Raw genomic sequence first — 14,616 nt, forward strand, 5'->3', positions numbered from 1 at the left:
GTTTTTCGCCTCGAAGCGGCAGATAGCGGCACTCAGGCACCGCCAGGAGCGCGCTGAATCACCGACAATGACTGGGGATGAGAGAATAGATGCAAGAGACGGAACAAGAGGAGATGAAGAGGCAGGATTCGCGGGCAGATAAACAGCCAGGGCGCACGAATGCGCCCTGAAAAGGTTCAGCAGCTAGGTGGCCAGAGCGCGCTAGCGCCGCGGCGCCCGTTGCTCCAGCAGCGCCTCCATGCGCGACAGCTGTTCGCGCATGGCCAGCACATCATCGCGCAGGCCATGCAATTCTGCCGCCTCGCCCTCGCCACTTTCAATTTCCATCTGCACGCTTTCCTTTTGCATCACGTCCAGCACGATACCGATCATCATGTTCAGGAACACAAAGGAGTTGAGGAAGATAAAGGTGATGAAGTAAATCCAGCTGTAGGGGAAGTACTCCATGGTGGGATACAGCACCGCCGTGGCCCAGCTTTCAAAGGTTGCCACCTGGAACAGCGTCAACATGGCCAGGGCGATATTGCCCCACAGTTTTTCGTTCACCTCATGGAACAGGAAGCTGCCGATGGCTCCGTAGATGTAAAAGATAATGAACATCAGCAGTGCCACGTAGGCCATGCGGGGAATGGACTTGAACAACGCTGTCACCAGCATGCGCAGTTCCGGAATCATCGATACCAGCCGCAGTACCCTGAAAATACGCAGCAGCCGCGCCAGCAATACCAGCTCGGAATCGTCCAGCGGTATCAGGCTGGCTGTAACGATCAGGAAATCAAACACATTCCAGCCCTTGCTGAAAAAGTCCCGCAAGCGTCTCTCGCCGGCCATGCGAATCAGGATTTCCACCAGGAAGAAGGCGGTAACGCCCAGGTCCAGCACCCGCAGCGCCTGCTCGAAACGGCTGGTTTCTTCATAGGTTTTGGCGCCGACCAGCAGGGCCGAAATGATGATGATGCTGATCACCAGAGTTTCGAACAGCTTGTTGGCCCTCAGGCGCTCAAAGCGCGACTGCAGGTTCGAAATGGATTCACTCATGGGCGACTCGTCCGCAAATACAAGTAAGCGTGATCCGCCGGGGCGGCACGCAGGAAATGCGGCGGATTATCGCCTATCCGCCGAGCCATGCAAAGCACCCGCAGGCACTGGCGGATTGCCCTGGCAAGGGCGCCACCCGGCACCGCTACATGCTACTTCAGTACCAGTCGATCGGTACTTTCTGCATATTTCACCCGCATTCGCGCCATCCTATGCTGGCTTTTCATAGCGACAATAAAAATTAAACGCCAAGAATGATGACCCCATGTCCAAACTGAGTCTTCACCACTGCCAGGGCGTTAAGCTTTGCATGAGCCTGGTGCTGTTACTTGCCCTATTCAAGGCGCCCGTGCAGGCCGCAGCTGCAACAGCGTCGATTGCTGAGACTGCCAAAAGCGCAGAACTCACCGTTCGCGTCGGCTACCTGAGCTTTCGTCCACCCGCCCCGCCCGCGCTGTCCAACGTACTGCCGGAACCGCGGGATTCGGGTTTGCGTGGCGCAGAACTCGGTATCTCCGACAGCAATACGAGCGGGCGCTTTCTAAAGCACCACTATGAACTCGAACAGCTCAGCAGTGATAACCCCGAGGCGCTGCTGCAGCAGGCCATCAGCTGGCAAGCAAGCGGAATCCACCTGATCGTTGCCGACCTTCCCGGCGCCGAGCTGACCCGACTCAGCCAGGCGGTGGGTGACAGGGCACTCATTTTTAATGCCGGCAGCAGCGACGATGAGCTTCGCACCGAGCAATGCCTGGGCAATGTACTGCATACCCTGCCGAGCCGCGCCATGCTGACCGATGCACTGGCCCAGTGGCTGGCATCGCGCCAGTGGCGCGACTGGCTGCTGATTACCGGCAACCAGCCCGCAGATCAGGCCTACGCCCGCGCGCTGCACCGCGCCGCCAAGCGCTTTGGGGGCAGGATACGCGACGAAAAGAGCTGGAGCTTTGACACCGACCTGCGCCGCACCGCGCAAAAGGAAATGCCGCTGTTTACCCAGGGCAAAGACTATGACGTGGTTCTGCTGGCCGATGAACGCGGTGATTTTGGTGAATACGTGCTCTACAACAGCTGGCTGCCACGCCCGGTGGCCGGTACCCAGGGGCTCACGCCCGTGGCCTGGCACCGGGTGGTGGAACAGTGGGGGGCAGCCCAGCTGCAAAGCCGCTTTGAAGCGCTCGCCGGGCGCTGGATGCAAAGCCGCGACTATGCCGCCTGGGCGGCCGTACGCTCAGTTGCCGAGGCCGTTACCCAGCTGCAACGCACAGAAGCGCCGATACTGCGTGATTATCTGCTGTCCGATCGTTTTGCGCTGGCCGCCTTCAAGGGCCGCAAGCTCAGCTATCGTCCCTGGAGTGGCCAGCTGCGCCAGCCCATTGCCCTGGTGCACCCAAGGGCACTGGTGTCCCAGTCACCACAGGAAGGCATTCTGCATCCGGTGACAGACCTCGACAGCCTGGGCTACGACGCCCCCGAAAGCCAATGTAGTACGGCCTATACCACGCCCTACACTATGACTGGAGACACACAATGACACTGAAAAGCTCCCTGCTCGCACTGGCCGTCAGCGTGGCAACACTGGGCTTCCAGGCCACCGCCCAGGCCGAGGTCGTCTATGTGTCCAATGAGAAGGACGATACCCTGTCACTGATCGACCTGGACAGCCTGGAAGTCATCGACACCTTTGATGTCGGCCAGCGACCCCGCGGCATCACGCTGTCCAAGGACGGCAGCAAACTCTATATCTGCGCCAGCGACTCTGACACCGTGCAGGTGATGGATATAGCAACCCACAAAATCATCGCCAGCCTTCCCTCCGGCGAGGATCCCGAACAATTCGTGCTGCACCCCAATGATCAGCTGCTTTACGTGGCCAACGAGGATGATGCGCTGGTCACCGTGGTGAATGTGAACAGCCATGAAGTGCTGGCGCAGATCGATGTGGGCGTCGAACCCGAAGGCATGGCGGTCAGCCCCGATGGGAAATGGGTTATCAATACCAGCGAAACCACCAACATGCTGCACTGGATTGATACAGCGACCCATCAGCTGGTTGATAACACCCTGGTCGACCAGCGCCCGCGTCATGTCGAGTTCAATCAGGATGGCTCCCTGCTGTGGGCCAGCTCGGAAATCGGCGGCACTGTTGCGGTGGTCGATGTCGCTTCGCGCCAGATCATCCGCAAGCTCAATTTTGATATCAGGGGCGTGCACCGGGACAAAATACAGCCGGTGGGTATCAAGCTCAGCTCGGATGGCCGCTATGCCTTCGTGGCCCTGGGCCCTGCAAATCATATCGCCGTGGTTGACGCCAAAACCTACGAGGTCCTCGACTACCTTCTGGTGGGCCGGCGTGTCTGGCACCTCGAATTCAATAGCGACGAATCGCGCCTGCTCAGTGCCAATGGCGTCAGCGGCGATGTCTCGGTCATTGATGTCAAAAAACTCAAAGTCATCAAGTCAATCAAGGTGGGCCGCTACCCCTGGGGTCTGGCGGTGAAATCCTGATGGCCATCGTCGTTGAGGGACTCGGTTTCAACTATGGCCGGCGTACGGCGTTGACAGATCTGAGCTTTCAACTGCACCCGGGCAGCTTCAACGCACTGCTGGGGCCCAATGGCGCGGGCAAGAGTACCCTGTTCGGGTTGCTGACCCGCCTGCTGGCATTGCAACAGGGTGATATCCGCCTGTTCGGCCTGCCCGTTCGCCAGCATGCCGGTGCCGTGATGCGACGTCTGGGTGTGGTGTTTCAGCAGGGTACGCTGGACCTGGATCTGAGCGTAGCCCAGAACCTGGCCTACCATGGCGCACTGCAGGGTCTGGCGCGGCACGAAGTGAATGCACGCATGTGCGTCGAACTGGAGCGCCTCGGCCTGGGTGACCGCCTTCACGAGCGGGTGCGCAATCTCAACGGCGGCCATCGCCGCCGTGTCGAGATTGCCCGCGCACTCCTGCACCGGCCATCGGTATTGCTGCTCGATGAAGCCACCGTGGGACTCGATACGCAGACGCGCGCGGCACTGAACACCTATGTGCGCCGGCTGTGCCAGGATGATGGCCTTACCGTGCTCTGGGCCACGCACCTGATCGAGGAAATCAATCCGCAGGACCGGGTTCTGTTGCTGCACAAGGGCCGGTTGCACGCCGATGACAGTGCAGCCGCCCTCTGTCAAAGCACAGGGGCGGCCAGCCTGACGCAGGCCTTTGCCGACCTGACCGAATCAACGCTGGAGCCGCAGTCATGAATAGCCGGTTTAATGCTGCTGCGCCTGATCACAACAGCTGCGACATCAAGACGGCAACCGCTTCCAGCCGGGCACCTGAACGGGCGCATCCGGACAGCAGCACAGGCGTAGCCGCCTACTGGCATTGCTTCACCGGTATTCTGCTGCGCGAGTATCTGCGCTTTATTCAGCAACGCAGCCGTTTTCTCAGCGCCCTCGTGCGCCCGCTGCTATGGCTGGTGGTCTTTGCGGCCGGATTTCGGGCCGCACTGGGTGTCGCCATCATACCGCCCTACGAAACTTACATTACCTACGAAACCTATATAGCGCCGGGGCTGTGCTGCATGATCCTGCTGTTCAATGGCATGCAGAGTTCGCTCTCCATGGTGTATGACCGCGAAATGGGCAGCATGCGCGTGCTGCTCATGAGCCCGCTGCCCCGCAGCTGGCTGCTGCTGTGCAAACTCATGGCCATCGGCCTGATATCCCTGACCCAGGTGTATGCGTTTCTCGCCCTCGCCTGGCTCGCCGTTGACCTCGAGCCGCCCCTCATGGGTTATGTAACCGCCCTGCCGGCACTGTTCCTGACCGCCGTGCTGCTGGGCGCCATCGGGCTGTTTTTATCGTCCCATATCCGCCAGCTCGAAAACTTCGCCGGCGTAATGAATTTCGTTATCTTCCCGATGTTCTTTATTTCGTCGGCACTCTATCCGCTGTGGAAGATGCGCGAAGCGAGCGAATGGCTCTACTGGCTTTGCCTGGCCAACCCCTTTACCCACGCGGTGGAGCTGGTGCGACATGCACTCTATGGCCAGCTAAACCCGGTTGCCCTGGCCATCACCGCAGGCGCAACCCTGGTGTTCGCCCTGCTGGCGGTACTGGGCTTTAATCCCGAGCGCAGCGCGAGAAACAGCGGGGGAAAATAGATCCGCGCCAACCGCGTCACCTGACACCGGACGACAGGCCTATACTTACCCCACACGCACCTTTACGACATGGGGTCGTTGGCATGAGACTGTTTGCTCCGGGCGCCGCCTACTGCCTTCTTGCCGGCATCATGCTGGCCGGTTGCAACGCATACGAAAAGGGCCACACCGAGTACCAGCGCCCCGAGTTGCCGCAAAAATCCGACTGGGTGGGCCCCGAGGCAGCCGTCCAGGTTTCGGCCAACGAGACCATCCAGCCCGACTGGTGGACCGGCTTCAACGACCCCTATCTTGACCAGCTGATCGAAACGGCCCTTGCTGGCAATCTTGATCTAAAGATACTTGCAGCGAGGATCGATGCAGCAGAAGCGGCCATCGGCGAGGAACGCAGTACTCTGCTGCCCAGCGTCGGCGCCAATGTGTCGGCCCAGCTGCAGGCCAGTCCGCTGGGCACAACGCAACAGTTCGGCGCCCAGGCCTCCGCAAACTGGGAAATCGATGTCTGGGGCAAGGCCCGCAAGGGCGTCCAGGCCCAAACCGCCGAGTATCAGGCCACCGAAGCAGACTGGCGCGCCGGATACCTGACCATGGCCGCGGACCTGGCAGACACCTACTTCGCAATCCGCCGTCTGGACGAACAACTCCAGCGCCAGCGCAGTGCCCTGGACAAAAACCGGCGTATTCTCGCTATCTACCGGCAGCAACATCAGGCCGGCCTCATTCCCGATACCCGCATCCGCCAGCAGCAGGCCGAAATCCACGGCCTGCAGGATACCCAGGTGGATCTGGTGCGCCTGCGCCGACTGGCGGAAAACCGCCTCGCGACCCTGCTGGGCCGGCCGGCCGGCGATTTCCGCGTGCCGCCAGCGACGCTCACCGACACCGTCTCGCTGCCGGTGGTTCCGGCGGGACTGCCCTCACAACTGGTGTCACGTCGCCCGGATATCATCGCCCGGGAATATCGGGTGCTGCAGGTACACCATCTCGTCGGTCAGGCACATCTGGCCAAGCTGCCGGGTTTCAGTCTTACCGGCAACGGTGGTTTCGCCAGTGCCGTGCTCTCCGGCCTGCTGGGCAACTGGAGCCTGGGCCTTGCGCCGGCCATGAACATTCCGATCTTTGATCCGGGCATTGAGGCACGACTCGCGACCCGCGAGGCTCAGGAACGTATCGCCGAGGAGGAATATCGCAAAACGGTTTTGCTGGCCTTCGAGGAAGTCGAAAACGCGCTCACCAACCTGGCCGCCCGCAAGGAACGACTGAACGAGGTACGGGCGCAGATCGACCAGCTGGCACAGGTGCGCAACCAGATTGACCGCCAGGTACAACTCGGGATGGCATCACAGCTGGAGGTGTTCGAATCGGAGCGTTCGGTACTGGCGGCGCAGCAGAATCTGCTGCAGCTGCACGGCCAGATCCTCAGTGATACGGTCACACTCTACAAGGTGCTGGGCGGCGGCTGGCCCTCCACCCGGGTTCATTAGGCTCGTCCAATGAAAGTGATTCTCAAGGCCCAGTCCCACCCCGAGATCGGTGACATCCGGATCGACGACAGTCTGTTCGCAATTGGCCGCCAGGAAACCCCGTTCAGCGCCCACGAAACCGAGGCGGTGGCCAAGCTCTCGCGTCGCCACGCCCGCATCTTCGAGCAGGACGGTCACTATTTTCTGGTCGATACCGGCAGCCTCAACGGCACCCGGCTTAACGGCAAGGCCATTAACCAGCAAGCCGCGCGGTTGCGCCACGGCGACGAAATCTGCTTCGCCGGTCAGCTGCAGTTCCGGGTGGAGCTGGTGCAACAGCCGCCGCCGGAACAGACCCCATCTGCCGATCTGACCCTGACACCCTGCGACGCCGGCTCCGACCTGGATACCCTGGTGATCAGCCAGTTCCCGTTCCTGATCAGCCAAACCGAGGGCGCCTTTGCCCGCTACCGTGCACGCCATGGTGACGACCTCTCACTCCTTTCGCGCCGCCACGCCCACATCTTCCTCAGGCACGGTCTGCCTCAGATCGAAGATCTGGGCAGTACCAACGGTACCTTCGTCGGCGAGCAACGGCTCGACGAACACCCGGTACCCCTGCACGACGGTGACCAGCTCACCTTCGGCTGCCCGACCTTTTGCTACCGTGTGGAGCTGACAGCCGCCGACAAGCCGCCGCAGCCCACCCGGGCAGCTGCAGTCACTGCAGCTACCGATGAACCCAGAACAACCTTCATCACCAGCGCCAGCCCGTTTCTGGATATTTTCTGCCAGCAGCAGGAAACGCCATCGCAGGCCGCGGATGATCGGGAGGCCGTAGCGAAGGCACCGGCCAGCCATACAGCCCGCGGCCGGCTGGGCCGAATGCGGGTATTCCTCGGCGAGCTGCGCCGCGCCCTCGGCTTCGGCGAAAAGCCCCGCTCGGCGAAAAAGCGCTGGCTTGCCGCCGTCGTCGTGCTGCTACTGAGCGCTGCAGCCCTATTGCTTTATCAGCGTGGCGCCGAGGAACGCGAGATCCGGGCACTGATGGCTCAGGCGCAATATAGGGAGGCCAGCCAGCAGGCCAGCCGCTATCTTGAGCGCCAGCCGGACCAGCGCGAGATCGAGGCCCTCGCCAACGAGGCGCTGCTCAAGGGCACCGTCCCGGGCTGGCAGCAGCAACTGGAAATAAAAGCCTACGACACGGCCCTGGAACAGCTCAAGGTCGCCTCCCTGAGTGACATCCACCCGCAGGGCCGGCAACTACTTGCGCTGCTCGGCTGGGTCACCGAACTTGACCGTTTTTTCGCCGAGCGCCCGCCGGACAACGGTCTCGAGCTGTATCACCATGAACAGCAGATCCGCGCGCTGCTCGAACACTGGGAGGCCCAGGACAGCGACGGCCGCCGACTGCTGGATCAGGTGCTCGACCAGGTACCGACGTTCGCGCCGGTACACAACCACACCTTCAGCCAGCTGCGCCAGCTGGAGTACGAAAACGCCGTCTATCTAGCTGCCATCGACAACTTAAATCAACGCCTGCAAAGGCTGTTGGCGGACAACCAGAGCGAGGCCGTGGCCGTACTGTTTGATGAATTCCAGCAGCAGTACCCCAACATCCAGGGCATCGACCGGCTGCGTCTGGACCTCGCAGACTTCGAGACATTGCAGCGGGCGGTCGAACGGCACGATCTCGATGCGTTGCAGGACCTCGAACAGCACCCTTCCATGCGCACGCCACCCTTTCGGCAGGCCAGTCAGGCACTGTTGCAGCGCAACGCACCGCCCGCGGCCATCGTCGAGCTGCATCGTCGTGCCCGACAGGCCTGGCTGGCGGGCGACGCGCAGCAGGCCATCGCGCTGCTCGAGGCAGGTAGCAGCGATCCCGGGGGCGAGGCGCTGGCGTCTCAACTGGCACACTACCGGCACATCCAGAGCGGTTACCGGCGACTACAAACCGGCGAACAGTCTGCCAGGTACGGTCCAGCGCTGATCGCCTTTTATGCTTCGCTGGATCCTGTCCAGGACCGCCATTACCTGGACACGCTGGCGCAGACCGTCCAACGTTACGCTGACGACGCGCGCCGCGATGCCGACGAGGCGATGGCCGCTGCCGATGACTACTGGCAGCTATATCAGCAACAGGGTGGCATCGGCAGTGCGCTGCGACTGGAGGCTGTGGTCTCCGAGCGCTTTCGCCAGCAAGCGGATCTGCTGAGCCGGGCCCACGACCAGGTCCGCATCGGACTCAACCTTTACGGCTTGCTCGAGCAGACGCCGGATGCCGCAACCCTGGCCTTGCAGCAGAAAATTATCAGTGAGATACAGGGCCAGCGGCAGTGGCTACAGGACCTGAGCACGGTACTGGATCCGCCGCTGCTAAGGACCAAGTTGCAGCTACTGGCGACACCCGAGGAGCAGGTCCCATGAACGACCCCGAATCCCGCCCCCTGCAGGCAGCGCTGCACGATCACAGTGCCGAAGGCATCGGTATCCTGACGGCCGAGCCTTCCCGGCTGATCGGCCTCACCCTCTACCTGCTGTGCGCGCTGATGGTTGCCGCACTGGCCTGGTCCTTCGTCGGACGTGCCGACGTCGTCGTCAAGGTACCCGGAGTACTCGGTCCCGAGTCGAGTGTGCGTCGTATCTATGCTCCCATCGAGGGCGAGCTGGTGGATCTCTATATTGCCGAAGGGACGCCGGTGTCCGAGGGGGACGTGCTCGCCCGTATCAACGCCCGCGGCGCTATCCAGGCGGCCACTGCGGCGCTGCAGGCCGAACTTGAGCTGACCGAAGCACAGCGCGCCTCCAGTCTCTTTCCGGCACGCCGGGCACTGCTCCAGAGCAAGGCCGACAGCCTGCAGCAGAAACTGGAGCTGGAACAGCAACTGCACCAGCAGCGTGTGACCGAGGGGCTCGGCAAGTTGTCGGAAGCACACAAGGCCAGCCTTGAAAGGGCCCGTGCCGAGCTGGACCGCAGCCGCACCCTGCTGACCTCGGCCCGCAACGAAATGAACGCCTTCGACCGGCTGTTCAACTCGCCGGGCGGTGGCGGCGTTTCGCGTAACCAGGTACAGGAGAAACGCAACGCCTACGCCATCGCCCGAAGCAACACCGTGTCCGCCGAAGCCGCACTGAGCGAACTGGAGCTGCGGCTGAGTTCACAGCAGCAGCAGAAAAGCCGAGAAATCGCACAGAGCGCCCAGCAGTTGCGCGAACTGAGGATCCAGTACGAGGAGGCACTGGAGGCGATCCGCCAGGCCGAGGACAGGGTCACGATGGCGTTGCGCGCTGCCCGTCTGCGCGCCGAGGGGGCCGCCCATATCCGTTTCGACAATATCGACGAGGACAACTTCCTGCGGATCCTGGCCCCGGCGGACGGCATCATCACCCGCATCAACTTCAATCAGCCCGGCGACAAAGTATCGGCCGACCGGCCACTGGCCACACTCGCGCCAGCCGATGCCCAGACAGTACTGCATATCGAGATTCCGGAGCGCGACCGGGGCTTCCTGTACGAAGGCTTGCCGGTGAAACTGAAGTTCAATGCCTTTCCGTTCCAGCGCTACGGCTTTATCAGCGGCTCCCTGCAGTACATTTCGCCGGGCACGGTGGTATCAGAACGCGGCGGACAGCCGGCCTATCAGGGACGGGTGAGACTCGAGCGGCACTATTTCAGCGACAGTGGCCAGCGCCATGCGCTGCGCTTTGGCATGGAGGCCGAAGCCGAGATCCAGGTGCAGAAAAGGCGCCTGATCGACCTGGCGCTGGATCCATTCCGCCGGCTGCAGCAATAACCACAGGGAGTCTGACAGTATGCAACGCCCTGGCGCCATCCCCACTTCTGGAGGAAACGAAACGCGACGACCAAAAAATGGCTATACCTAAAGAAGCTTGTACCAACACGATTTCCGATAGGGCCACGGCTCCAGCGGAGCCGGGCCCTTAATTTGGGCTATCGCCCCTGTTCAACAGCCAGGAGGCACCGATATGAGCAATATCGCCCGCATCGATGAGGAATACATCAGCACCGACGACTTTATCAAGATTCTGAAGTTCAAGGACCGCCTCGAAGACCTGCTGGAGGAAGTCCTGAGCGACAAGCTGACCGTCCTGGAAGCTCGCAAACAGCGCCTGGACGTCAGCCCCGAAGAGCTTCAGGAACGTGCCGACAACCTGCGGCGCGTGGAAGGACTGCACCGCGCCAAGGACATGTTCAACTACCTCGAAGCCATGGGCATGACCCTGGATGACTTCGAGCGCTACCTGACCGATACCCTGTACCGGGAAAAAATGATGGCACAGATCTGCAGTGATCAGGCGATCGAGGACTATTTCAGCCTGCACTCGCCCAAGTTCGACGCCGTCGAAATCAGCCATATCCTGCTCGATTCCGAGGACAAGGCACGCGAGATCGTGGCGCTGCTCGAAGACGATCCGGACAGCTTTACTGAACTCGCCCAGGAGCACTCGCTTGCCGAGGAGAGCCGGGAACAGGGGGGAGTCCTGGGCCGAATACTGCGCGGAGCCCTGTTCGGCGAGGCCGAAGCCAAGGTGTTCAATGCGGCCGTCAACGAGGCCCTGGGTCCCTTCCCATCCGACGATGGCCGGCTGTTCGAGATATTCATGGTCACTGCCCGTCACCCGGCCAAGCTCGACGACAGTACCCGTGCCGAAGTGAAAAAACTGCTGCACCGGGAATGGCTACAGGCCCGCGCCAGCGAACATCGTATCGAGTATTTGTGAGGGAAGGCTCAGAATAAGCTGCAGGCTAAACGCTAACGACTTGAAAGGGAGAACGATTTTGGAGAGCGATGAACTGGTCGAGTTTCTCGCCGGCATCGATTTTTTCTCGACGTTCAGCCATGAGGAATTGTCGGAACTCGCTGCCCGCGCCGAGCCGAGCCAGCACGACTTCGGCGACACCATTCTCAGGGCCGGCGAACCCGGCCTGGGCCTCTACGTCATTATCAAAGGCACGGTGCGGCTGTTCACCGAGGAACAGGGCAAGGAAACGAGCCTTGGCGTGCGCAAGAGCGGCGAGGTGTTCGCCGAACTCGCAGCGCTGCGCGAGCACCGGCTGGAGTATTCGGTGCGCGCCTCGGCCAAGACCCAGCTGGTGCATTTTCCCCGTGCCGCACTAGCGCCGCTGCTGCAGCGCAATCCGGCGGCCGCCGACTACATTGCACGCCTGACGGCCATCAGCACGGCCGGCGGCTTTGTCACCCGCCTGTTCAACCTGCGCGGCAAGGTAGCCCCCGGGGAGCTGGAGGAGTTTATCCAGAGCATCGGTGTCAAGCCGGTCAAGGCGGGTCAGACCATCCTGACCCAGGGTAGCCGCGAGGATCGGCGCCTCTATATCGTGCGCCAGGGCAAGGTGCAGCTGAAATACCAGGAGGCCGACAACGAGTACCCGCTGGCCACCCTGCAGCAGGGTGAATCCTTTGGCGAAAAGGCCTGCCTGCTCAAACAGGAACAGCCCGCCAGCGCCGTAGCAGAGACAGACACCGTACTGCTGGTTATCCCCGAACAGACCATCAACTTTATCCTGGAACGCAACCCGGCGGTCGTTACCGTGCTGGAAGAGCGAATCCAGTTCATCGAACGGGAGCTGCAGCGCCAGAAAAAGCTGGCCGAGCGGCGCAACCGCCGGATACTGCTCGATCTGTTCTCCAAACCCGGGCACGGCGAGCGCATTATCCGGCGCTTTCCTCTGGTGGAACAGGCCGAGGAGATGGACTGCGGCGCCGCCTGCCTGGCGATGATCTGTCGTCACTACCACATCAATCTGACCCTCGGAAAACTGCGGGAACTGGCCAATGTCACCACCGAAGGCGCCACCCTGGAAAGCCTGGCACGGGTTGGCGAGTCCCTCGGATTCAGCACCCGTGGTGTGCAGTGCACCTATCAGGCGCTGCTGGGCTTCGAGCTGCCCTTCATTGTCCACTGGGAGGGTTACCACTACGTTGTGGTCTATGGCATCTCCAAACACCATGTCTGGGTCGCAGACCCGGCACTGGGATTTCGCAAGCTGACGGTGGCGGAGTTCGAACGCGGCTGGAGCGGCACCTGCCTGATCTTCACGCCCGGCGAAAGCCTGGTTCAGCTGGCCGCTGGCCGTTCTCCCTGGCTGCGTTTTATCGCCTACCTGCAACCGTTCAGGAAACTGCTCGGTTACCTGTTCCTGGCCACCCTGGTGATAGAGGTGCTCAGCCTGGCGCCGCCAATCATCATGCAGAACATCCTCGACCGCGTGGTCGTGCACCAGAGTGTCGAGCTGCTGCACGTGCTGATCTTCGGACTCATCATCGCCCAGGTGTTCACCCAGCTCACGGTGCTGATGCGAGCGCTGCTCGCCAACTTCCTGATGCGCAATCTGGACTTCAGCATGATCGCCGGTTTCTTCAAGCACTGCCTGGCGCTGCCGGTGTCGTTTTTCACCAAGCGCCGCACCGGCGACATCTTCGCCCGCTTCCAGGAAAACCACAAGATCCGTCAGTTTCTCACTGAATCCACCATCAGTACCCTGCTTAACCTGCTGATGGTTTTCATCTATTTCACCGTGCTGTTCATCTACAACGTGCAGATGACCTTGCTGCTGATTGCCATGGTGGTACCGATCGCGCTGCTCACCGTACTGGTTACGCCACGCCTAAAGCACTATGCCCGGGAAGCCTTTGAAGCCTCCACCGACGCCGAATCGGTGCTGATGGAAACCCTGAGCGGGGCCGAAACCATCAAGGGCATGGGCATCGAGCGCGCCGTGCGCCTGAAGTGGGAGCGCAAGTATGCCCGCTCGCTGGATGTGCAGTATCGCGCCGGCCGCTTCCAGGCGCAGATCCAGCTCGGCGGCCAGCTGTTGAGCGCCGCCACCACCATCGTCGTGCTCTGGGTCGGCGCTACCCTGGTGCTGCAGCAGGAATTGAGCATCGGACAGCTGATTGCCTTCAACATGCTGATGGGCAGCGTCATGGCGCCGCTGATGGGGCTGGTCGGACTCTGGGACGAGCTGCACGAGGCAGGCATCGCCATGGAGCGGCTTGGCGATGTGCTCGACCTGGAGCCGGAGCAGAAACCGGAAACCCTGTCGTCGCGCATCCTGCTGCCGGACCTGCAGGGCGATATCCGGCTGGAGAACGTCTATTTCCGCTACGGTGGCAACGAAACGCCCTACGTTCTCGAAAACATCAGCTGCGAGATCAAACCGGGCCAGCTGGTGGCGATCGTCGGCCAGAGCGGATCCGGCAAGACCACCCTGGCCAAGCTGCTGGTCGGCTTTTATCCGCCATCCGAGGGGCGGATCCTAGTCGATGGCTACGACCTGGGCCAGATCGACATGGAATATTACCGCGCTCAGGTCGGTTACGTGATGCAGTCAAATCTGGTGTTTTCCGGCACCGTGGCGGAGAACATTGCCATCGGTGACGACAATCCGGACAGGCGCCGCATTGTCGAGGTGGCGAAAATGGCCGATGCCCACGGCTACATCAGCAACCTGCCGCTGGGTTATGAACAGGTCGTTGGCGAACGCGGTGTCGGCCTGTCCGGCGGCCAGGTCCAGCGATTGTGCATTGCCCGTGCCCTCTATCACAACCCGCGCCTGCTGATCTTCGACGAGGCCACCTCGGCGCTCGATACCCAGTCCGAAAGCAATATCCTCGGCCACATGCACGAGATTCTGAAGGGCCGCACTGCCATCGTGATAGCCCACCGTCTGAGCACCGTGATGAACGCCGACAAGATCCTGGTACTCTACGATGGCTGCATTACCGAACAGGGCGGCCACCAGGAGCTGCTGGACCAGCGCGGCATGTATTACCAGCTGGTGCAGAAGCAGCTGTCCGGCGCGGCACTGACGCAATAGACGCAGGAGCGGCGCCTCGCGACGAAGGCATTAGGTTAGAAAATGCAGGTTGGGCCTTGACCCAAGAGGGCGATATCCTCCGAATTGCCAGGCGACACCTT

At 61.5% G+C, this 14,616-nt stretch carries 10 protein-coding genes; 9 read left to right on the forward strand and 1 reads right to left on the reverse strand.

The genetic code is table 11. The features are described from left to right. Positions 1-201: 201 nt before the first annotated feature. Positions 202-1,038 carry an ion transporter gene (locus F451_RS0117690; protein ID WP_020682736.1) on the reverse strand — a complete coding sequence of 279 codons (837 nt, stop codon included), beginning with the start codon at positions 1,036-1,038 and terminating at the stop codon, positions 202-204. A 265-nt stretch (positions 1,039-1,303) separates the two neighbouring features. Here F451_RS0117690 and F451_RS0117700 point away from each other — a divergent pair, with 265 nt between their 5' ends. From F451_RS0117700 to F451_RS0117740, 9 genes are all read left to right on the forward strand, one after another. After that, positions 1,304-2,572 (forward strand): ABC transporter substrate-binding protein, encoded by a 1,269-nt coding sequence (locus F451_RS0117700; protein ID WP_020682738.1) that lies wholly within the window; start codon positions 1,304-1,306, stop codon positions 2,570-2,572. After that, positions 2,569-3,546: a YVTN family beta-propeller repeat protein gene (locus tag F451_RS0117705; RefSeq protein ID WP_020682739.1), complete on the forward strand. Its 978-nt coding sequence runs from the start codon at positions 2,569-2,571 to the stop codon at positions 3,544-3,546. The genes F451_RS0117700 and F451_RS0117705 overlap by 4 nt, the downstream gene beginning before the upstream one ends. Further along, positions 3,546-4,283: an ABC transporter ATP-binding protein gene (locus tag F451_RS0117710; protein ID WP_020682740.1), complete on the forward strand. Its 738-nt coding sequence runs from the start codon at positions 3,546-3,548 to the stop codon at positions 4,281-4,283. The genes F451_RS0117705 and F451_RS0117710 overlap by 1 nt, the downstream gene beginning before the upstream one ends. Next, positions 4,280-5,188 (forward strand): ABC transporter permease, encoded by a 909-nt coding sequence (locus F451_RS0117715; RefSeq protein ID WP_020682741.1) that lies wholly within the window; start codon positions 4,280-4,282, stop codon positions 5,186-5,188. The genes F451_RS0117710 and F451_RS0117715 overlap by 4 nt, the downstream gene beginning before the upstream one ends. A gap of 83 nt (positions 5,189-5,271) precedes the next feature. Beyond that, a complete protein-coding gene (locus tag F451_RS0117720) occupies positions 5,272-6,672 on the forward strand; it encodes an efflux transporter outer membrane subunit (protein ID WP_020682742.1) in 1,401 nt (466 codons plus the stop codon). A gap of 9 nt (positions 6,673-6,681) precedes the next feature. Then, positions 6,682-9,081 carry an FHA domain-containing protein gene (locus F451_RS0117725; protein ID WP_020682743.1) on the forward strand — a complete coding sequence of 800 codons (2,400 nt, stop codon included), beginning with the start codon at positions 6,682-6,684 and terminating at the stop codon, positions 9,079-9,081. Then, positions 9,078-10,448: a beta-barrel domain-containing protein gene (locus tag F451_RS0117730; RefSeq protein ID WP_020682744.1), complete on the forward strand. Its 1,371-nt coding sequence runs from the start codon at positions 9,078-9,080 to the stop codon at positions 10,446-10,448. The genes F451_RS0117725 and F451_RS0117730 overlap by 4 nt, the downstream gene beginning before the upstream one ends. A gap of 193 nt (positions 10,449-10,641) precedes the next feature. After that, positions 10,642-11,397 carry a peptidylprolyl isomerase gene (locus F451_RS0117735; protein ID WP_020682745.1) on the forward strand — a complete coding sequence of 252 codons (756 nt, stop codon included), beginning with the start codon at positions 10,642-10,644 and terminating at the stop codon, positions 11,395-11,397. Positions 11,398-11,455: 58 nt separating this feature from the next. Beyond that, a complete protein-coding gene (locus tag F451_RS0117740) occupies positions 11,456-14,515 on the forward strand; it encodes a peptidase domain-containing ABC transporter (RefSeq protein ID WP_020682746.1) in 3,060 nt (1,019 codons plus the stop codon). Positions 14,516-14,616 lie beyond the last annotated feature (101 nt).

It is taken from the genome of Marinobacterium rhizophilum DSM 18822, assembly GCF_000378045.1.
GTDB lineage: Bacteria > Pseudomonadota > Gammaproteobacteria > Pseudomonadales > Balneatricaceae > Marinobacterium_A > Marinobacterium_A rhizophilum.

Bases quoted from the DNA above. Each gene is read 5' to 3' on its own strand.
- F451_RS0117690 (WP_020682736.1), bottom strand. From the start codon at position 1,038: ATGAGTGAATCCATTTCGAACCTGCAGTCGCGCTTTGAGCGCCTGAGG.
- F451_RS0117730 (WP_020682744.1), top strand. From the start codon at position 9,078: ATGAACGACCCCGAATCCCGCCCCCTGCAGGCAGCGCTGCACGATCAC.
- F451_RS0117700 (WP_020682738.1), top strand. From the start codon at position 1,304: ATGTCCAAACTGAGTCTTCACCACTGCCAGGGCGTTAAGCTTTGCATG.
- F451_RS0117735 (WP_020682745.1), top strand. From the start codon at position 10,642: ATGAGCAATATCGCCCGCATCGATGAGGAATACATCAGCACCGACGAC.
- F451_RS0117710 (WP_020682740.1), top strand. From the start codon at position 3,546: ATGGCCATCGTCGTTGAGGGACTCGGTTTCAACTATGGCCGGCGTACG.
- F451_RS0117715 (WP_020682741.1), top strand. From the start codon at position 4,280: ATGAATAGCCGGTTTAATGCTGCTGCGCCTGATCACAACAGCTGCGAC.
- F451_RS0117725 (WP_020682743.1), top strand. From the start codon at position 6,682: ATGAAAGTGATTCTCAAGGCCCAGTCCCACCCCGAGATCGGTGACATC.
- F451_RS0117720 (WP_020682742.1), top strand. From the start codon at position 5,272: ATGAGACTGTTTGCTCCGGGCGCCGCCTACTGCCTTCTTGCCGGCATC.
- F451_RS0117705 (WP_020682739.1), top strand. From the start codon at position 2,569: ATGACACTGAAAAGCTCCCTGCTCGCACTGGCCGTCAGCGTGGCAACA.